The 20,934-nt window shown below is 30.7% G+C and carries 15 protein-coding genes; 6 read left to right on the forward strand and 9 right to left on the reverse strand.

The window, feature by feature from the left end; genetic code table 11:
- Window positions 1-19: 19 nt before the first annotated feature.
- From I6U51_RS06785 to I6U51_RS06795, 3 genes are all read right to left on the reverse strand, one after another.
- Window positions 20-934 (reverse strand): class I SAM-dependent methyltransferase, encoded by a 915-nt coding sequence (locus I6U51_RS06785; protein WP_211141918.1) that lies wholly within the window; start codon window positions 932-934, stop codon window positions 20-22.
- 203 nt (window positions 935-1,137) lie between these two features.
- Window positions 1,138-3,093, reverse strand: coding sequence for a GTP-binding protein (locus I6U51_RS06790; RefSeq protein ID WP_211141919.1), 1,956 nt, complete (start codon window positions 3,091-3,093; stop codon window positions 1,138-1,140).
- Between the two features lie 62 nt (window positions 3,094-3,155).
- Window positions 3,156-4,190 (reverse strand): YeiH family protein, encoded by a 1,035-nt coding sequence (locus I6U51_RS06795; protein WP_211141920.1) that lies wholly within the window; start codon window positions 4,188-4,190, stop codon window positions 3,156-3,158.
- A 147-nt stretch (window positions 4,191-4,337) separates the two neighbouring features.
- Here I6U51_RS06795 and I6U51_RS06800 point away from each other — a divergent pair, with 147 nt between their 5' ends.
- A complete protein-coding gene (locus I6U51_RS06800) occupies window positions 4,338-5,222 on the forward strand; it encodes a LysR substrate-binding domain-containing protein (RefSeq protein ID WP_211141921.1) in 885 nt (294 codons plus the stop codon).
- Between the two features lie 180 nt (window positions 5,223-5,402).
- The gene (gene hcp, locus I6U51_RS06805; protein WP_211141922.1) at window positions 5,403-7,049 is read left to right on the forward strand and encodes a hydroxylamine reductase; all 1,647 of its coding nucleotides are present in this window, start codon (window positions 5,403-5,405) and stop codon (window positions 7,047-7,049) included.
- A gap of 108 nt (window positions 7,050-7,157) precedes the next feature.
- Here the strand turns inward: hcp and I6U51_RS06810 are convergent, their stop codons facing one another.
- On the reverse strand, window positions 7,158-8,105 hold the full coding sequence (locus I6U51_RS06810) for a DMT family transporter (protein WP_211141923.1): 948 nt from the start codon (window positions 8,103-8,105) through the stop codon (window positions 7,158-7,160).
- A 121-nt stretch (window positions 8,106-8,226) separates the two neighbouring features.
- On the opposite strand from I6U51_RS06810, the gene I6U51_RS06815 reads away from it, so the two are divergent.
- Complete coding sequence (locus tag I6U51_RS06815; protein ID WP_211141924.1) at window positions 8,227-9,099, forward strand: LysR family transcriptional regulator; 873 nt, start codon at window positions 8,227-8,229, stop codon at window positions 9,097-9,099.
- Window positions 9,100-9,228: 129 nt separating this feature from the next.
- Here I6U51_RS06815 and I6U51_RS06820 read toward each other — a convergent pair whose 3' ends face one another.
- The gene (locus I6U51_RS06820; protein ID WP_211141925.1) at window positions 9,229-9,951 is read right to left on the reverse strand and encodes an MBL fold metallo-hydrolase; all 723 of its coding nucleotides are present in this window, start codon (window positions 9,949-9,951) and stop codon (window positions 9,229-9,231) included.
- Between the two features lie 207 nt (window positions 9,952-10,158).
- Between I6U51_RS06820 and I6U51_RS06825 the strand changes: the two genes are divergently transcribed.
- Window positions 10,159-10,749 (forward strand): hypothetical protein, encoded by a 591-nt coding sequence (locus I6U51_RS06825; protein WP_211141926.1) that lies wholly within the window; start codon window positions 10,159-10,161, stop codon window positions 10,747-10,749.
- A gap of 510 nt (window positions 10,750-11,259) precedes the next feature.
- Here I6U51_RS06825 and I6U51_RS06830 read toward each other — a convergent pair.
- The gene (locus tag I6U51_RS06830) at window positions 11,260-12,801 is read right to left on the reverse strand and encodes a cell wall-binding repeat-containing protein (protein WP_211141927.1); all 1,542 of its coding nucleotides are present in this window, start codon (window positions 12,799-12,801) and stop codon (window positions 11,260-11,262) included.
- A 296-nt stretch (window positions 12,802-13,097) separates the two neighbouring features.
- On the reverse strand, window positions 13,098-15,179 hold the full coding sequence (locus tag I6U51_RS06835; RefSeq protein WP_211141928.1) for an MASE3 domain-containing sensor histidine kinase: 2,082 nt from the start codon (window positions 15,177-15,179) through the stop codon (window positions 13,098-13,100).
- 435 nt (window positions 15,180-15,614) lie between these two features.
- Here I6U51_RS06835 and I6U51_RS06840 point away from each other — a divergent pair, with 435 nt between their 5' ends.
- Window positions 15,615-16,979, forward strand: coding sequence for an MATE family efflux transporter (locus tag I6U51_RS06840; protein WP_211141929.1), 1,365 nt, complete (start codon window positions 15,615-15,617; stop codon window positions 16,977-16,979).
- A gap of 16 nt (window positions 16,980-16,995) precedes the next feature.
- Entirely contained in the window at window positions 16,996-18,027 is a 1,032-nt protein-coding gene (locus I6U51_RS06845) for a GIY-YIG nuclease family protein (RefSeq protein ID WP_343069557.1), read from the forward strand.
- A gap of 214 nt (window positions 18,028-18,241) precedes the next feature.
- Here the strand turns inward: I6U51_RS06845 and I6U51_RS06850 are convergent, their stop codons facing one another.
- Complete coding sequence (locus I6U51_RS06850) at window positions 18,242-19,183, reverse strand: AAA family ATPase (protein WP_211141930.1); 942 nt, start codon at window positions 19,181-19,183, stop codon at window positions 18,242-18,244.
- A gap of 639 nt (window positions 19,184-19,822) precedes the next feature.
- Entirely contained in the window at window positions 19,823-20,932 is a 1,110-nt protein-coding gene (locus tag I6U51_RS06855; RefSeq protein ID WP_211141931.1) for an ABC transporter permease subunit, read from the reverse strand.
- Window positions 20,933-20,934 lie beyond the last annotated feature (2 nt).

Genomic DNA, 20,934 nt, shown 5'->3' on the forward strand with positions numbered 1-20,934 from the left:
TACGGTCTTTAATTTATGTTTATTTTCTAACAGCAAGACAGTAATTCACGTTATCAAAAGCTGTCATTTGATGGTTTGGATTTGCTTTGTTATATTTTTTGAAATACTGCTCTGTTATTTCATTCGGCGTCAAATGTTCATAAATCATGAAATTACTTTCGTCCAATAGTTTCTCCAATTCTATATAAGAATAGCTTCCAAGCATTTTTTCATTTGCAGCACCCGCCATTGCTGCTTGTTTTTTAGCCCGTTCTCCTGCTTTGTCTGTATAAGCATTCTCATCATTATAATCAAAAACAATACTACTGCCTTTCGGTATAAAGCTTGAAATTGCATTGATTGTTTCTGCAAATACCTGTTTGGACAAATAGTAACTTACTCCAAGCAAACTACAAAAGCTAATTTTGCTTTTGTCAAATTCTATACAGGCAAGTAAATTGTTTTGCCAGTTATTTTCTCTAAAATCCGCAGACACATAATGCAGATTTGCTGGCTTTTCTGATATCACTGATTTAATACGTTTTTGCTTGTCTGCACCAATAGCAGGGTGGTCAATTTCAAAAATTTCAATTTTTGATGCCCAGTCAGACTGGCGGTATGCAAATGTGTCATATCCAGCTGCAAAAATTAAATACTGTTTTGCACCAACTTTCACAGCATTTTCAAGTGAATTTTCTGCAAATGCCGCTCTACCAAGTGGAGTTGGAGATAACTGATTATCAACAATCCAACGCAAAGCCTCTTCCTGTCTACCTACAAAAGATGGATTGAAAAAAGATATTCCTTTTGACATATTGCTTACAATTTGTTCGTATTCATTCTCTGTCAATATTTTTTTTGCCAAATAATCATCAAATACTTTCTCTGAATTTTGTGTTGAATGATATGCTCTTGAAAAGGCACTTACGAGTGCCGTCATGCTTTTTTGCTCCATAAAATTATCACCTCTAATAATATATACAACACCCTCATCAACACTACAACACTTGACTTTTCTGCCATTTTGTGTTATAATAATAACATAGAGAATGAAAAATTTACAAAATCGTCACATTTGTTGTGGCGTTTTTTTATAGAACAAGATAATAAAGTATATTCAAGATCTAAAAAGAATTATCCCTTTTCAAACACAAGAGTCTACTTTAAACAATGCATATACCTTTCTGCTTCCTCTCCACTTACCAAAAACGATTGCCCCTTTGAACAAAAGATTGAAGTAGATGTATAATCAATATCCGCATTTTTATCGTAACCTATTTTTTTAATTACTTCCTCTTCATTGTGGCAGCTATCATATCCATCAAAAATGAAATTGGCTTTTCCTTTGCCCTTTGTTAACGCTGCAAATTCCATGCTATAGTTCATAAAAGTAGCCACAGGACCTCTTCCAGTTATAATAACTTTATCATGAAAGGTTTGTGGTGCTTCAAAAGAACCATTTAACTTCTGTATATCACTTAAAATTCTTCCAATATAATCAATACCTGCTTCCATCTTAAAACGACAATAAGGTTCTAATAAGAGATTTTTTGTATTTTCCAAACCTTGTCTTAAAGCTCTTGAGGTTGCTTCTCTAAAATCTCCTCCACTAGTATGTTTATTATGTGCTCTCCCAGTTAACAAAGTAATTTTCAAATCAGTTATGGGAGAACCTGTTAATACACCATGGTGCTCTCTTTCATAGATATGTGTACGAACTAAATTTTGATTGCCAATAGTTAGATCATCAGCATGACATATATTATCAAATATAATTCCGCTGTTTCTTTCTCCTGGTTCTATTTTAAGATGAACTTCTGAATAATGTCCTAAAGGTTCAAAATGACCATAACCCTTTGTTTCCCTTAAAATAGTCTCCTTATAGAGAATTTCACAAGGGCCAAAATCTATACATAAGCTAAATCTCTCTTCCATCAGCTGTTTTAAAACCTCCAGCTGGATAGTTCCCATGATATGAACTTGTATTTCCTTTAATCTTTCATCCCAAATTATATTTAAAGCAGGATCTTCTGCTTCCAAAAGCTTAAAACAACCTAAAACATCTTTTACATTTAAGGTTTTATCAAATATAACCTTTGATTTTAGTGTTGGAACCATTTCATAAGTTATCTTTTCCTTTAATGTCCCAACTCCATCTCCTATAGCTGCACTGGTTAAGCCTGTAACCGCAAAAATTTCCCCCGCTGAGACTTTATCGATAGTCTTAAACTTTGTTCCATTATAAACTCTTATCTGGCTGACTTTCTCATAAGTATTATCATCATTAATTCCTACAGATATTTCTTCCCTAACCTTCAAAATACCACTTAAGGACTTTATATAAGTTAATCTTGTCCCCTGCTCATCATGGCGTATTTTGTATACCAAACCGCTAAACTCTTCTTTATCATCATATTCCGTAAAAGTCAGCATATCTAATTTTTCTAAAAAGCTTTCTATGCCGATATCTTGCAGTGCTGAACCACTTAAACATGGAAAAATTTTATTTTCCTTAATCATTTTCTTCATAGCATTAAGCCATACTTCCTCTTCATAGTTCTCTTCTAAATATTTTTCAAAAAGTATATCATCATGTTCTGCAATAAATTCTATAAGTTCTTCACTCATTTCTCCTTTGTTAAATGAATCAGTAATAAAACAAACATCTTTGGTTAAACTTAATCTAATTTCTTCAAGGACTCCTTGAATATTTGCACCTATTCTATCAATTTTATTAATGAAGAAAAATGTAGGAATATTATGCTTTCTAAGGAGCTGCCACACTATTTCTGTTTGTCCCTGTATTCCTTCAACTCCACTTATTATGACAATAGCATAATCCATTATTTGAATAGCCCTCTCCATTTCCGGCGAAAAATCTACATGTCCAGGGGTATCCACCAAATAATAAGTTGAAGAATTATATTCAAAAAGCCCCTGATCAGAAAATACCGTAATTCCCCTTTCCCTTTCTATACTATGACTATCTAAAAAAGAATCTTTATGATCAACTCTTCCTCTGCTTCTTATACTTTTTGTATGATATAGCACTTGTTCTGCAAAAGTAGTTTTACCAGCATCTACATGTGCTAGTATTCCAATTGTTTTATTCATCTTCGGCACCTCTGTAAAGTAATTATATAGATTATTATAAATTAAGTATGACTTTAACTCAATTACAGAAGAATTGTTATAAGTGTAATGGCAGATACAATCTGAACTGCAGCAACTCCTAATGCATAAATTGAAATTTTAATTCCTTGATCTATAAGTTCTCTGAAGTTTACTCTCATCCCTATACCTGCAAGAGCAATTATTTCAAAATTGTTGCTTATCAATTTAAAGGTTTTAGAAACCTGCGGTGAAAGTATCCCAATTGTAAATAAGAAGCACATAATAAAGAATCCTAGTACATACCAAGGTACCTTTACCTTAGTATTAGATTTTTTACAATTTGATTGAGAATTATCTTTCTTCATTGTTCCAAAGCTTAATACAACAAAAACCAAAAAAATTATACGCACTATTTTAAATATAGTTGATAAATCCTTTACCTGTTCATTTACCATGCTTCCGCTAGCAACAACTTGTCCTACAGATTGAAGTATCCCTCCTATAAAAGCAGAAGTTTTTATTACTTCCGTTGAAAATATTATTTTAGCAATGAGTGGAAGTAAAATCATTAAGACAGTACCAGTAACATTTACTGTTGTTATAGCAATTCCTTTTTCGTTGTCATCTGCACCTACAACAGGAGCTGTAGCAGCAATAGCAGAGGAACCACATACCGCATTACCACTTGCCATTAAAAAGCGAAAGTTTTCAGAAAAACCAAGTTTTTTTCCTATCAACATTGCGAAAGTAATTGTTATAAGCATTTGTAATACTATGAAGGTTACTCCTGAACCTCCTAACTTCAGTATAGTTTGGGCACTTAATGTTCCACCAAGCAGAACTATGGAGTAGGATAATAAGTCACTTTCAGCAAACTTGGTTCCTTTAGCATATACTTTTTTATTTCCAAAGGTATTTCCAACTGCCATACCTATAAATATCGCTATAGATGCACCACCTATGCTAGGAATATAATTTCCTATAAACTTCCCCATAGCAGCAATAATTATGCATATAATAAGACCTGGTAAAATTTTGACGACTTTATTTAGCTTTTTTACAATATTTTCATGAATTCTAAGCGAAGTCAATAACATTTAATATCATCCTTTCAAAATAAGTTTTATATGAAATGATTTTTTTTACATGTTTGAGTATAATAGATATATAATCATAAGTAAAATATATATATATCATGATAATCATTAATAAAATTAATGGTTGTAGAGAAAGGAGGATATTTTGTGCTAGAGGAGATTAAAACATTTATAGCAGTTGTAGAATATAAGAACTTTACTAAAGCTGCTGAGGCTATTAATTTATCTCAGCCTAGCGTAAGTTTACATATTAGACATCTTGAAGAATACTTTAATACAATATTGATACAGCGCTCAGTTAAGCAAAAAAAAATATATATAACTCAAGCTGGAAATTTACTTTATGAGCGTTCAAAACAAATGATTAAGTTATTAGAGGATACAAAAGATGAATTAGCAGATTATGAGAATACTGTGCGAGGTCGGTTGCATATAGGAGCTAGTTTTACTATAGGCGAATATTTTTTGCCAGCTTTCTTGGGCCAATTTGCTAAAAAGCATCCCAATTTAGAGTTAGAAGTTACAATTGAAAATACCTATAATATTTGTGAAAAAGTTAAAAATTTTCAAGTTGATTTAGCATTGATTGAAGGTACAGTTCCATCATCAAATTTTGTAATCAATCATTTTTATAAAGATAAAATGGTGTTAGCTGTTCCCTATAATCATTATTTAGTGAATAGAGAATTTTCTATTGAAGAATTAGAAAATCAGACATGGATTAGTAGAGAGGAAGGCTCTGGAACTAGAGAATATTTAAACCTTTTTCTGTCATCTAATAATATTAATGCTAAAAATATTATTGTATTTGGAAGCAATTATTCTGTAAAAGAAGCAGTTAAAAATAACTTAGGTATAACATTTATATCTTCTCTTGTTACGGAAAACTCCTTAAGAAATAAAGAACTTTCTATTTTGAAAACTAGTCAGGAATATACTCGTAACTTTTCATATATTTTGCAAAAGGGTATAATTCCCTCAAAGAGTACACTAGTGTTTATAGATATGTTAAAAAATTATATAAAGCAATAATGCAATTATATTGTCGAGACTAATATTGGAAATTTAGCTATAATTCAAATAGGACAAATTTTTCTATAAATATATTCTTTTTTCAGAATTAACACATTATTCTTAATTTTTGTTGTATTTTTACATAAAAGTAGTGTAAAATGTTATTAAAACATATTACTTTTTTAAGGAGGGTTAAATATGGCTGAACAAATGTTTTGTTATCAATGTGAACAAACTGCAGGTGGTAAAGGATGTACTAAAGTAGGTGTATGTACAAAAACACCAGAAATTGCAGCAATGCAGGATTTATTAATTTATCAATTAAAAGGGACTAGCTGTTATGCTGTCAAACTTCTAGAAAAAGGAGAAAAGATTGATAAATCAATAGTTTCTTTTGTTGAAGACGCATTGTTCATGACTTTAACTAATGTAAACTTTGACCCTGAAGCTCATATTAATATGCTTAAAAAATCTCAAAAAATTAAAGAAGACCTACGACAAAAAGTTGGACAAGTATCTTTAGAGATTCCTGAGGCACTATACAACTTAAGTGATTCAAAAGAAGAAATTCTTGAAGACGCTAAAAAAGCAGGAATTATGTATAATCAAGATTTAAATGAGGATATTCGTTCTGTTAGAGAAACTATAAAATATGGATTGAAAGGAATTGCTGCTTATGCTCATCAAGCAAGATTTATAAAATACAGTAGCAATGAATTAGATGAGTTTTACTTTAAAGCTCTAGCATCACTAACTGACGATAGCTTAACTCTTGAAGATTTAATCAAGTGGCTAATGAAAACTGGCGAAATGAGCGTTAAGATTATGGAAGTGCTTGATAAAGCTAATAACGAAAAATATAACTCTCCTTCCCCTAAGAAAGTTAATGTAAATATTAAAAAAGGACCATTTATCATAGTTTCTGGACATGATTTAAGAGATTTGCAAATGCTGCTTGAACAAACTGAGGGTAAAGGTATAAATATTTATACTCATGGCGAAATGTTACCTTCACATGGATATCCTGAATTAAATAAATATCCTCATTTAGTAGGTAACTTTGGAAGCGCATGGCAAAATCAACAGAAAGAATTTGATAGTATACCAGGTTGTATTTTAATGACAACAAATTGTTTGATGAAGCCGAAAGATTCTTACAAAGATAGAATTTTTTCCACAAGCGTTGTTGGCTTTGATGGTATAAAACATATAACAAAAGATGAAAATGGTTATAAGGATTTCTCCGAAATAATAAATAAAGCGCTAGAATTAGGCGGCTTTGAAAAAGATGAAGAAGTAAAAGAAATTTTAGTAGGCTTTGGTCACAAGGCAACTTTAAGTCATGCTGATGCAATAATAAATGCAGTTAAGGATGGAAAAGTTAAACGTTTCTTCTTAATAGGCGGATGCGATGGAGCAAAACCTGGAAGAAATTATTATACAGAATTTGCTGAGAAGATTCCTAAAGATTGTATTATTCTTACTTTAGCCTGTGGAAAATATCGTTTCAACAAATTAGAGTTTGGTGAAGTAGCAGGGCTTCCAAGATTACTAGATGTTGGCCAATGTAACGATGCATACTCAGCAGTTAGAATAGCTTTAGCTTTAGCAGATGCATTTAACTGTGGAATTAATGATCTACCATTATCACTAATAATTTCTTGGTATGAGCAAAAAGCTGTAGCTGATTTATTAGCATTGCTTTCCTTAGGGGTAAAAGGAATTTATCTTGGACCAAGCTTACCAGCTTTCTTAACTCCTAATGTATTACAATTCTTAGTTGATAATTTTGACATTAAACCAATTAGCACTCCGGATAATGACTTAAAGCAAATACTTGGATAAAATAATGTTCTTATAGATCAGATGAGCTGTTTCAAAAGTGCTTAAATTACCTTTTGAAGCAGCTATTTTTGACCTATTGCAATAAATATAATAAAATTCAATACCTTATTAAGATTTAACTGCATTTTCATAACTAATAATCTTTTCTTTATTAACCATCCATATACCTAAACATACTAGTATAAGAGCAATAATATTTTTATACTCAAGAATATTTTCTCCTAAAAATACTGCCGAAAGTATTGCACCGAAAATTGGAGTTAAAAAATTGAAAATCGATACTGGACCCACCTTATTATATTTTAAAAGTAGATTCCATAATGAAAATGCTGCAGAGGACAGCAAAGCCAAATAAATTAGTAATAATGAGGAAGCCATTGTGAAGTGATGAACACTTCCACCACAAAGAGCACCAACTAATATTAATAGTATACCTCCTATAAAAAGACTGTATCCTGTTACTACCATTACATCCATACTTTTAGTAAGTTTTTTCCCATAAATAGCTCCTACTGAAAAAATGAATGCCGCAATTACTAAAAATCCTTCTCCCCAAAAACTAAAAGAGAAACTCAATAAATCATTACTAAAATTTACCATCATAACTCCTATAAATCCTGCAATACACCCAACTATTTTTTGCATATTTAACTTATCATTTACGTATATATAATGAGCTAAAATAACACTAAAAAATGTAACAGTAGAATTCATTATAGAGCTTTTAACGCCGGTAGTATTAGCAATCCCAATATAAAAGAATATATATTGTAGTGTTGTTTGAACAGTACCTAAAAATAATAAATTTGATATGTTTTTCTTTGAAAGTTTAAATACATTTTTCCCATACTTTTGTGCAAGGATAAGTAAAATTATTCCTGCTGCAGCAAACCTATAACCTGCAAATACAATTTTTGATGGGATATCACCAGTAGAAATATTAAATAATATATATCCACTTTTTACTGCAGGATATGCACTTCCCCATAGTAAACAGCATAATGTTGCAATAATAGTAACAAATTTTTTATCTGTAAAAATCTCTTTATTCTTCAAAATAATCAAACTCCTCTCTTACTCATTACCTTATGCCTAATTATATTATAGGTATTTAAATTAGTAAAATTAATGTTTATAATATATAATATGAATATTTTTCATGAAAGAAGGTTTTTTAATGACACTGCAGCAATTTGAAGTTTTTGTTAAGGTTGTTGAAACTGGAAGTTTTACAAAGGCTGGAGAGCTTCTAGCACTTACACAATCAGCGATTAGTCATATTATATCCGCACTTGAAATTGAGCTAGGTTTTACACTTTTATATCGGAATCGTACTGGTGTTAGTATCACTAACGAAGGGCAAAAAATATTTCAACATGCTCTAGATATTCTAAATAAAGCTGAGTTGCTAAAGCAAGAAGCGGCAGCTATACTTGGAATTGAGTCAGGAATACTAAAAATAGGGTGTTTTCCAAGCATATCTGCCAAAATATTACCGGATATAATTTTGAGTTATCAAAAAAAGTATCCTAAAATAGACCTACAAATCTTTGAAGGAAGTTATAATGAAATTGAAAACTGGGTTTCCACTGGAGTTATAGATTTAGGTTTTTCCGCTATTCCACCTGAAAGCTTAGATTTCATTCCATTATTTCAGGATGACATGGTAGTTATTGTAAGCGAAGATCATCCATTCAGTTTAAAAGAAGAAATATCTATTAATGAAATGGAGTCTCAATCTTTTATAATGCCAAAGTCCGGCTGTGACATACAATTGAAACAACTCTTTAAAGAAAATAAGATAAGTCCAAATACAAAATTTGAGCTTGAGGATAACAATACTATTTTAGCTATGGTCGGTAGAGGATTAGGAATATCAATAATGCCAGAAATACTTTTAGATTTTAAATCCTTGCCATTAAATGCAATTAGGCTATTACCTAGACTTTCTAGAACTGTGGGCATTTTGATAAAATCCTACAAAACTGCATCTCCAGCTTCTTTGTCTTTCATCAAAGAGACAAAAAGTTGTCTAGAAAGGTTAGCTTGATTTTTACTATGTTTTAAAATAACAAGCCAATAGGAGAACTAGTATTAAGTCCTATTGGCTTACTTTAATTTATATTAATATTCTTATCATTTAGATAGAGTACGCCCCTAAAGTAGCGTACTTATTTTTTTAAACAATTCTTTCTAGTGATCTCTTAATATCTTCCGTGTATATTCCACCATGATAGCATATGATCTTATCTATTTCATAGTTTAACAATTTTTTTATAGAATTTTTTGCCTCAGCAATATCTAGAGTATATTGTGGATTTGCAATAGCCAGTTTATTATCTTCTACTACTAATGCATCTCCGGAAATCAATGTTTTACTGTCTTTTATATAAATTGAAATATGTCCTGGCATATGTCCCGGAGTAGCAACTATCTCTACTCCTCCACACCAAGAAAATGAATCTTTATCTCTTAGGCACACATCCACATGAACATTCTCTATTGATTCAATAAACTCTTGAAATTGTTTTGCGTTTCCCTTTTGATCTTCAGGAAGATTGTCATATATTGCTTCCGCTTGCTGTAATCTTAAAGACTTTTCTTTACCGCTAATATATTTATCATCATCAATTGAGGATAAGACTTTAATGTGTGGATTCTCTCTTTTAAATTCTGCTAAAGCTCCCATATGATCAAAATCATGATGTGTTATAATTATTTTCGTTAATTTACTAATATCAATTCCATTTGCTTCAGCCTCAGCTTTTATTAAAGGTAAAAATTCAGGATATCCACAATCAATTAAAACAATTTCCTTTTCATCACTTAATATAACTGGATAAATAACATTTGTGCTATTATTAAAATCAAACTTTATTTCTAAAACTGTTAATCTATTCATTAACTTGCCCCTCCCATATTTAATATATAAATATATTACCCTTATTACCTACATTTTCTCAAATTCATAAATAGTTCTGTATCAAAGTTGTTCGTATCCTGTTATAAAAGTTTAGGTATTCTTAGATTAATTCTATATAAAATAAGCTAGTCCTTGATATATCAAAAACATTATTATACAATGAAAATTACAAGGATGTGATTTTATATGGAAAGTAAATTATTGAGTATTCCTCAAATGATTTTAATTGGTTCATCAGGCCGTAATAGCGGCAAAACTACTCTAGCTGTTGAAATGATTAATAAATGGAAAAATAAATCTTCTATCATTGCACTAAAAATAACTTCACTTCAAGAAAAAAACGGAAAATGTCAAAGAGGTGGAGAAGGCTGCGGTGCTTGTTCTCATATAAGCGGAAACTTTGAACTCATAGAAGAAACCAATAAAAATGCCAACAAAGACACTTCTCTACTGTTAGCTGCAGGTGCGGAAAAAGTATTTTGGCTTAAATCCTTACGTAGTGATATTTATGATGCTATTAAATTTTTTATGTCAACGGTTCCTCCAGACACCTTAATAATTTGTGAATCCAATAGTCTTCGCAAAGTCGTTCTGCCTGGAAGCTTTATAATGTTAAATAACACAAAGAATGGCGTCATTAAAAAATCCGCCAGTGAAGTAATTGAAAAGGCTGACCTAATTATAGAAGATGATTTTAGAAATGATATAGATAGCATAATTAAAAAAATTGAATCAGATCTATTTACTCTACCCTTAAATTTAGAAAAAGGGAAATAACAAAATACTCTCTTTTGAGAAAGTACTTAATATCAAATCTCTAATATATGTTTTCTGAATCCAAGGTTAACTTATAGATTAAGATATATTGGTAATATTTAAATTTAAGATAAATACTTTTTAGTTGAAATTTAAGAATTTAGAGTGAAAAATGATAGAGAAACTAACTAGAAAGTTGACTTATACAGAGGGATATGTTTCCAAAGCTGAAGTAGATTTAAAAACTTTGTGCCAGTCTTAGTGAAGGGTTTTAAGAGAACCTTAGAACTTTAGAGGTTGTGAAGAGCCTAAATGGCTTTTCACGAGCGACTTATCAATGGTAATTGATAAGTTGGTCCGACTGAGCACAGCGGCTTAATGTTATATGAAACTCCTCTTCTTTCCGTCAGAGGAGTAAGCGATTCGCACAAAATCATAGATTTTGGCTCTCTGCTTAACGTGCTGAAGCTTGGAAACATATACCGGCGTATAAGTTAACTTTCGGCCTAGTAACCCTATACTTTTAGCTTCTTAGCCTCCTAAGTAGCTAAAGTGCATATAATCTTTTGAGTTTGGGAAATTACCTCCCCAGTCCCAACCATATTTCTGAAATACTTTAACAACCTCTGGTGTAATTGAATATGGATCTTTATAAGGATTATAATACTTCCCTACTTGTTGCTTTACTGTCCCATCTTTTTCTAATTGAATGAAATAATTTTCATCTGGATTTATATCAATGGCAGCACCAGCAGGGTGGTTAATGCAAGGATCCTTGTCCCTAAATCCACCGACATCCTTAATTGGAAATTGCTCTGGAAGATTATATATTTCATCAAAAATTTGTTTTACATCCTCTGATATTTTTTTATTAACTTGAATGGTTTTAGTTACAGTACGCTTTCCTTTGCTTCTATCATTGTTATCTACATAATTCCATACCTTAACAGTGACAACTTCTATATTTTTTTGTTTTGCCTCTTTGCTTGTATACTGCCAGTTGCCGTCAACTTTAGCAAAACTTCCATTTTTTTCGTCATCACCAATAAGAAACGCTCGTCTATCAGCTATAGGAATAGGCTTATTTTTATTATCATTAACTCCTTGAGATTGCTGAAGCAAACTATTAACTACTTTTATAGGTAGTACACCTTCTCCACCTAGTATTATATTATTATTAATAGATTTCCCAGCTAACAGCTGTTTCATATCACTATTACTAGAATTGCTGGCAAATATTATTGGATTACCACTTTTAACAGCCAATCCTATGCCACTCAATGCATCTGCAAAACCTTCTCCAGATGTTATATAAACAGTGTTAAAATCCATACTTAATTTAAAATTATCTATAATGTTTTTATTTAAAGAATAACGTGTATTACCAGATATCCTTTTATTATTAGGAAACTTGCTAGCTACTTCATCTGTTATTACTGTTTTATCCCCTAATACATATGTAGTTTTTATATTTTGTTTTTTAAGATAAGTTTGCACTACACTGGACACTTTATCTTTAGAAACTAATATTATAGGAATGCCATTTTTGCCGGATATCGGGGCTACGGATAATGAACCTGCAAAGTCTTCACTATTTGATATGATAACCTCACTTACATTTCCCAGCTTTTCTGCAATTTTAATAGATGTCGCATATCTATCTTCTCCAGCTAATCTTTGCAAATTGTAACCACTTTTTCTTAATGAATCTTCAATACTTTGAGAAACTACACCAGTTCCACCTAGTATTGTTATATTTTTAGCTTTTAGCCTCTTTAACTCACTTACTAATATAGGGTTGTCTTTTAGCGAGTTACCCTGAACTAGCAATATAGGTGCATTATATTTATTCGATAAAGCTGCTGCTCCTAATGCATCCGGATAATTTTCACCATTTGCTATAATAACATTTTCTGAAGTGGTCCAACCGCTCTTTGAAATTTCTTGACAAGTATCATAGCGAGTTTGTCCAGCTAATCTTTTCATTGTAGTTTCTGCATTTACGCTGCTTCCCAACATTCCTGTCATTAAAAGCGTTAACACTATTGGCATTATTATTTTACTTTTGTTCATTTTCTCCTCCTTCATTTTCTAATTGCAGCTAACATTAACTGCAATCAGAAAATAGGCAAATATATAATATATGAAACTCCTTCCCCTATCGTCGAATGAGTACCCGCTGAGTAAGTGACTATCTCCAAATCATAGATTGGGAATATCTGCTTAAGATTTGGGTTCGCTACTTAACCGACCATATCAAAATCAGAGATTTTGTATGTCTGCTTATGTTCTATATTCTGCAGTTATGAGAAATATCCTTTATTTTTAGCTAAGGCATCTTCAAAAAATAATACTATATTCTGAGCAATCTAATTATCAAAATATATATCAGAAAATTCTACGCTTAATTGATCTATACTGTTGCTATCTACTGCAACTTCAAGAGTATCATTCTTAGCAGTAAATATTCTTACAGGAAACTCCATCTTAAATTCACTGCCTTTTCCATATTCACTACTTACAGTAATTTCTCCATCGTGCATATTGACAAGAGCTTTTACAATAGAAAGACCTATACCACTTCCCTCATTGTTTCTTGTTAACGATTTGTCCACTTGCCTAAGTCTATCAAATATAAATTCAAGCTTATGCTTAGGTATTCCAATTCCCGTATCCTTAACCGATATAATAATACTTTCTCCTCTATCTTCTACTGATACTAATATTTCATCTCCTGGATTTGTAAACTTAACTGCATTTGAAAGAAGATTAAGCATAATTCTTTCCATTTTTTCTGCATCACAGGCCATTGTTTTTTCCTCTACATTTGTGTCAAATATTAATTTAACTCTTTTAGTCTCTATATATTGAGCAACAGACAAAGTTATTTCTTCAACCACATTTACAATGTTATGGTTATTAAGCCTTAATTTAAAAAACCCTGAGTCCATCTTTGTGATATCAAGTAGATTGCCAAGTAATCTAATTAATCTATAACAATTTTGTTTTATCGCTTTAGCATTTTTCTCCAACGTTTCTCTTATTTTACCTGATGCATTTTGGGCAACATATAGTTCCATAAATTGAAGTGTTGCATATATAACATTTAAAGGAGTTCTAAATTCATGTGATATATTTGCGAAAAACTCACCTTTCAATTTATCATACTCTATTGCTTCATTTAATAATCTGCGTTCAGTTATATCTCTTACAACACTAACGACAACATTTTTTCCTCTTCTCACAGAAGATGTACTTGTAATTTCAACATCTACAGTTTGTCCATTAAATTTAACAAATTTTTCTTCGACTATTGGCACCGTACTAGAATCCTCTTTTAGCTTATCTAATCTATTATAGAGCAATTCATGATAGTCCTTGTGTACAAAATCCGATATCATTTTGCCTATGATATTATTAGAATCTGGTGCCCCCAAAAGTTTTTTTGCTTCATCATTTACAAGTATTATTTTTCCGTCTACATGAACAAATATAGCATCCGGTAAGGTTTCTACAAGATTTTTATATCTTTTTTCACTTGCTATAAGTTTATTTTCCGTAATTTTACGCTCTCTTATTTCTGCTTTTAGTTTTTCATTGGATTTTTCTAATTCCTGAGCCTTTAGCTTTAATTCATTATTGGCTTGAGTTAATTCATAGAATAAAAGATTATATGGACGCTGAAGACTTGTCCCGCTAATTGCCTTATACATAAGATAAAAAGATACTGCATGTAAAATATGGCCAACCATATTAGATATTCTAAATACATTTAAATATAGTGTAAAACTTATTTCTGAGATAATCATTGTTACTAAAGAAAATATCATATAAATATATACACTTCTATGAAACATCTTATTTTTTTTAATTAAAGTAAGAATCGAAAGGATTAAAATACCTACTATAATATATTCACTTATTTTTTTAAATACAGTTAACCCACTGCTCTCTATATAACATACAGGAAATACACCCCATGAAAATATTGACATTAATAAAAGTACGGACACTATAAAATAAATTAATAATATAGTTTTTTCTTTTAATTTTTTTTCTAATAGATTAAATGACACTAATATAGATGTACTTTCTATAAACTTTGTGATAATCCATAATTGTGTTGCTAAATTTGATGTACCGTCTTGAAATATTCCCATGCCTTTATATGCCAATGCATGTAATAAATTAAAGCCCCCAACAAATGCAAATGCCACTCCTAAAAAAGTAAAATAACTGTTATATGATATCTTATAGGTGTTTATAGCAATTATAGATATAATAAAGGCAGAAGTAACACTGGCAATCTCAATAAGAGTATGAAATAGCAAATAATTCTTAAAACTTATACATACTGCAGTTATTATTAATACAATGGCTAATGTTATATTCTTAAAAGCTTCTAAATTAATTAGTATCTTATTTCTCCCTATAATTTTAGTGTTAATCATAACTAACCCCACCCTTTTTATTAAATATTGGTAAAGTTCATTTTAGAATTATACTATAAGATTACTGAAGTGAGAAATACCAAGTGTAATGAGATAATTGATTTATTTTCGAGATTTTTGATAAAAAATTCTGAATTTAAAGATATGCATTTTAAAAGTCTTTGTATTACATAGTAACATTAGTTACGCAGTAATTATTTTCCTTTGATTTCATATTATAACATCTACTTTTGTTTTTTTCAAATTTATTATAAGTCAATATTTTCTATTAAACGACATATTATAATATTTGCAATTTCGCCAAATATTTTAGGTAGTATTATATTAATATTGATTACTTTAGTATAATACTACCTTATCTATTGTTAGTTTAGTCGTATTATACTATAATAGTTAAATGAAAAATCTGAAAAGGATTAACCAATGGAGGTCATAATGAGTTTAACATCCTTATTCAATGATAAAAAATTTTTAAAAACTTTGTTTAAGCTTGCATTGCCAATTGCACTTCAGAATTTAATACTTTCTTCCCTTAATCTTGTAGATACGATCATAATAGGTGGTCTTGGAGAGTATGCCATAGCCGGAGTAGGCATTGCTAATCAATACTTCTTTTTATTAAATTTAGTTTTATTTGGAGTAGTTAGTGGTAGTTCTATATTTACTGCTCAATATTATGGTGATAATGATATACCAAATATTAAAAGAGTATTAGGTATTTCTATCTTAACCAGTGGAACTGCTGCATTTGTATTTTTTATAGTAGGTTTTTTCTTTAATAATCAAATTATAAGCATTTTTTCAACTGATAAAGTAGTTATATCAATAGGAAGTGAGTATTTAAGAATAATAGTCTTTAGCTATGTTATTACTGCTATTACTTTTTCCTATTCCTTTACTTTAAGAAGCATAGGACAAGTTAAAATTCCTATGTTAATAAGTGTTATTGCATTGGCAATAAATACGATACTTAATTATTTACTTGTTTATGGTTACTTTGGTATGCCTAAGCTAGGAACTAATGGATCAGCCATAGCTACTCTTATTGCTAGAACTATTGAAATGATACTTATGATTACTGTTGTATACTCTCAAAAACTTATTATCGCTGCAAAAGTTAGAGAAATGTTAGACCTATCTATTGATTTTGTAAAGAACTTCTTTAAAATCACTGCTCCCGTAATTTTAAATGAATCTATGTGGTCACTAGGAGTTAGTATGTATGCCATTGTTTATGCAAGAATGGGTACTGAAGTAATAGCTTCAACTAATATTTCAGCTACCATTGAGAGAATCACTTGGGTAATATTTATGGGACTAGGAAATGCCTGTGCTGTTATGATAGGAAATAAAATAGGTGAAGGTAATGAAGATGAGGCTTATCTATTAGCTAAAAGATTTATAGTACTATGTCCTATCCTTGCAATTTTGGCTGGTTTAATAGTGTTTTTTACTTCTGGATGGACTCTTTCAGTATATAAAGTGTCACCAACGGTATATAATTATTCTCATAACATTTTAATGGTATTCTCCATATTCTTAATTGCAAAAGTCATTAATTATGTTAGTGTAATTGGAATTTTCAGAAGCGGCGGAGATACTAAATTTTGCTTAGCCTTAGATACTGGTGGTGTTTGGCTTATAGGTGTACCCCTTGCCTTTCTCGGTGGATTAGTTTTTAAACTGCCAATTCACTTTGTTTATGTTTTGGTATACCTAGAAGAAGTAGTAAAGCTTATGTTTTGTATACCAAGAATTCTATCTAAAAAATGGATTAATAACTTAACTGCTAAAGATTAAATTTGGAGGAGATATTGTGGATTTAAAAGCAAAAGTCAAAGAACTTCCTTCTTTACCAGGTGTGTATATGATGAAGGACTCTCTTGACAGTATTATTTATGTTGGAAAATCAAAGAACCTTAAAAGTAGAGTTGGATCCTATTTTCAAAACTCAAAGTCACATTCTCCAAAGGTTGTGAAATTAGTTAAAAATATAAAAGACTTTGAATATAAACTTACCGATACTGAGTTTGAAGCTTTTATGCTAGAATGCAAAATGATAAAAGAAATAAAACCTATATACAACAAACTAATGAAAAGTCCAAAGTCTTATTCTTATATAAAAATTAAAATCAGTGAACAATGTCCCGATATTGAAATTTCCAACGAAGCTGATAAAGATGATGGAAATCTTTATTTTGGACCATACACCAGCAAAAATACAGTCCTAAGAGCTCTCAATGGTATGAGAGAGTGTTGTAAAATACTCTGCAACAATAGCTCACGAAAAGCTTCCTCTTGTTTAAATTATTCTTTAGGCTTATGTATTGGTATGTGTTCGGAGGGTGCTCCCCGAAAACAGTATATTGATACAATAAATAAAATAATACTGCTGCTCAATGGAACTGATAAAAGCATTCTTCAAGAAATGGAGCATAAGATGACCGTTGCATCGGAGAAATTTGATTTTGAGAATGCTGCTAAATATAGGGATTATATAAGCGCAGTAAACTATCTGCTAGGTAGTGTAAAAGTTATAAAGTTTACGGAGGACAATAAAAGTATTGCTTTACTTGAGTACCTAAGTGATACTACCTTTAAGTTTTTTCTTATTAAAGGAAATAAAGTTCTTTTTAGTAAAAAGTATGACCTAGAGAGCTTTAATTTAGAAGAATTAAAATCTACTTTAAAATCCATTATTTTAACTTACTTTAATGATAAATCTCTAAAAAACCCGATAAAGATTGGAAAAGAAGACATCGATGAAGCTCAAATAATTTATACTTACTTAAAGAGCAAAGCTAGCAGCTGCAGACATGTGTGTGGTAATTTCAAAAAAGTGGCTTAATACTACAAATAATATAAATATTGATAAGGCACTCAATAAATTGCTTCCTGAAATATAACACCATGAAAATCCCTGAAATAAGCTAGAATTTTGATACTAAAAACTAAATTCTAGCTTATTTTCTTATTAGTATTTGTTTTATACTCACTATTGACTATATATCTTTCAAAAATACACTATATAATTCTTCAGCAAATTTACATTCATAATATAATTAATTAGCTTTTTCAATAAATAATTTTATTTTTTCTCCTGTTAAAGTTAATTCTTTTACTAAATCATTATGCTTTATATCCAATTTATTAATGATATCTTTCACATTATCATATATAATATAAACTTTGCCTAAGGAATCTTTTATTTTTGATTGAACAATCCAATCTGATATTAGACCATCAAAGAAATAATCTGCAAAAGTTTCAAAAGAGCCTATATTTATCTCAATATTATTGGGTAAATCTACATCAGAAAGTTCTCTTTTAAATATCCTTAATAGTTCCTGTGCATAATATAGGTAGTCTTTAGCTTCATCTATTTTGGAATGCTTTGCTGTAGTAGCTAAAAATCCCCCTCCCACAATGTCCCATTGTCCCCATCCCTGTGCACTCTCAAGTGATTTTAAAACATTTTTTAATGCATCTTGAGCATTTTCTCCAGCCTTAATTGCTTCTCTAACTTCTCCAATACCTAGTCGTAAATCTGACTCTTTGTCCATAAGACTTATCAATTTATGAGAAACAATACTGTTATCAATTAGGATTAGTCTTTCTTTCTGTTTCATTAAAGACTGATATTCTAAATTTAAAGTTGAATATTTCTTTAATTCCTCCTCGTAAGAACATAACTCTCTTTCCAGTATGCTAATCGTACTACAGCACTCATCATAATTTAGCTTCGCAGCAAGATACTCCTGTCTCTCCTTTTCAATTTGCTGCTCCTTACTTCCAAGTATAGAATAGAACAATCCCATGATACTTAAAGACTCAAGATTCTTAACATCCTTCTCTTCATTATTTAGAATATTATAAAGCTCATTTTTTCTAATTTCCTGTTTTTTTAGTGCCTCTCTTGTTTGCTCCAATGCACTCTCAAATTTTTGCTTTGTTCTCAATTTTTCTTTTACATCCGAGATTTTTTTGTTCAATTCTTCAATCATACTATCTTACTCCTTTTGTAATTTCCATACATAATCGCATAACTCATTTAATAGTATTGTATACCATATTATACAACTATAATTTTGATAATGCAAGCTTTTGAAATTTTGTTTTAAATTTAGCTTAAATTCAATTAATTGTAATTTAAGCTAAACAAGTATTTCAAAAAATAAATATAAAAGACACCAAGAATTGTATGCCTTCGATAATTTTCTTATAATTATTAATAAAGAAATTTATAGGTTTAAGGTGAAATTATAGTTACTTGTAAAAAGTGCGGTACTAATTTTAAAGGAAGAACTTAATATAGGAAATCTAGGATAAAAGTTAGAAACCCTGCAATTCGGAATATAAAAATTTTGCGAGACAAAATTTTTATTAGAGGACAATTGACAGAGGACAGTGAAGGTGAGTTTTCTTCCTTACGTCAGAAAACTAATTTATTTTTTTAGGCTTGTTTTGCTAATGCAAAACATCGCTTACACAGAGTGTACTCCTGCGAAACAAAAGAGCAGGAGTTTCTTTTAAATTAAAGATTTTTCATAGTATAGCGGAGAAAAATCCTCCTTCACTGTCCTCTGTCAATTGTCCTCTGTCCTCTAAAAAATAATATGTCATATTATTTTTATAGTGTTCTATTACTTAGCCACATTTCTACCATTTCCTGCTCTAAGGTAAGCTCTATCCATTTCTTTATCCTTTTGCCTCTTCCATGCATGAAGTACTAATGCCAAGGTAACAACACCATAAGATACAAACATTCTAAAGTATTCACCTATCATCGCCTGTCCTGTCAGGTTTTTGCCTGCCATTGGCATAACAACAAACATTAGATGGAATAAACCAGTACCAATAATGGCATTTGGTATGGAAGCTTTACTTACTGTAGCACCACCTACAAGTAGTGCCGCAGCTGCGAACAATGCTGCCTGATCTGATCCATTATAGGTATTTAGAGTACCTATATTCTGTAAATATATAACTTGACCATAACAAGCAATAACAGTAGAAATTATGATTGATTGTATACGAGTTTTTTCTACCTTTATACCTGCTGTTTCTGACACAGTCATATCCTGTCCTACAGCTCTCATCTCCTGTCCAAGCTTAGTCTTTCTAAACCACATTGTGAATATACATATTAAAGCAATTATTAGGAATGTTCCTACAGGTATAGGTACTCCTCCTATATTAATTAAGAGCAGCTTGTCAAATCCACCTGTAGCATCTAAATTTATAGCATTTCTAATACCGTAGCCTCTTGAAAGCAGCAAAGTGGGACTTTTGATTGGTATTATTGATCCACATAAATATAAGAGGAAAAATTGATATATACCAGCAATAAAAAAACCAAGCATCATTGAGGTAATCATTTCACGCCCCTTTGCTCTGTTTAAAACAACACCACCGAAATACCCTAAAAGTATTGCAATAGGCGTTCCGATTATCATTGCTAATACAAGTCCTGCAGCCCCTTTAATACCCCAGTCAGTTATGAATATTAGACCTATTTGTCCTGCCATTGCACCTAGAACCATTCCAAAGTTAATACCCATCCCGGCCATTACAGGCAGCAAAAGTGCTAATACAAGGAATGAGTCTCTTGAAAGACGTGTAACTATCTCTCTAATCAGATATATACCTGTAAATTTTGAAATAGGTATAGCCACTGCGCTTATTAATATAAATAGAATTGGAACAGCGCTGCTGGTCAAAAACTTTTTCATAGATTGATTATCAAGCTTCATGT

This window comes from Clostridium aciditolerans (assembly GCF_016316925.1).
GTDB lineage: Bacteria > Bacillota > Clostridia > Clostridiales > Clostridiaceae > Clostridium_AM > Clostridium_AM aciditolerans.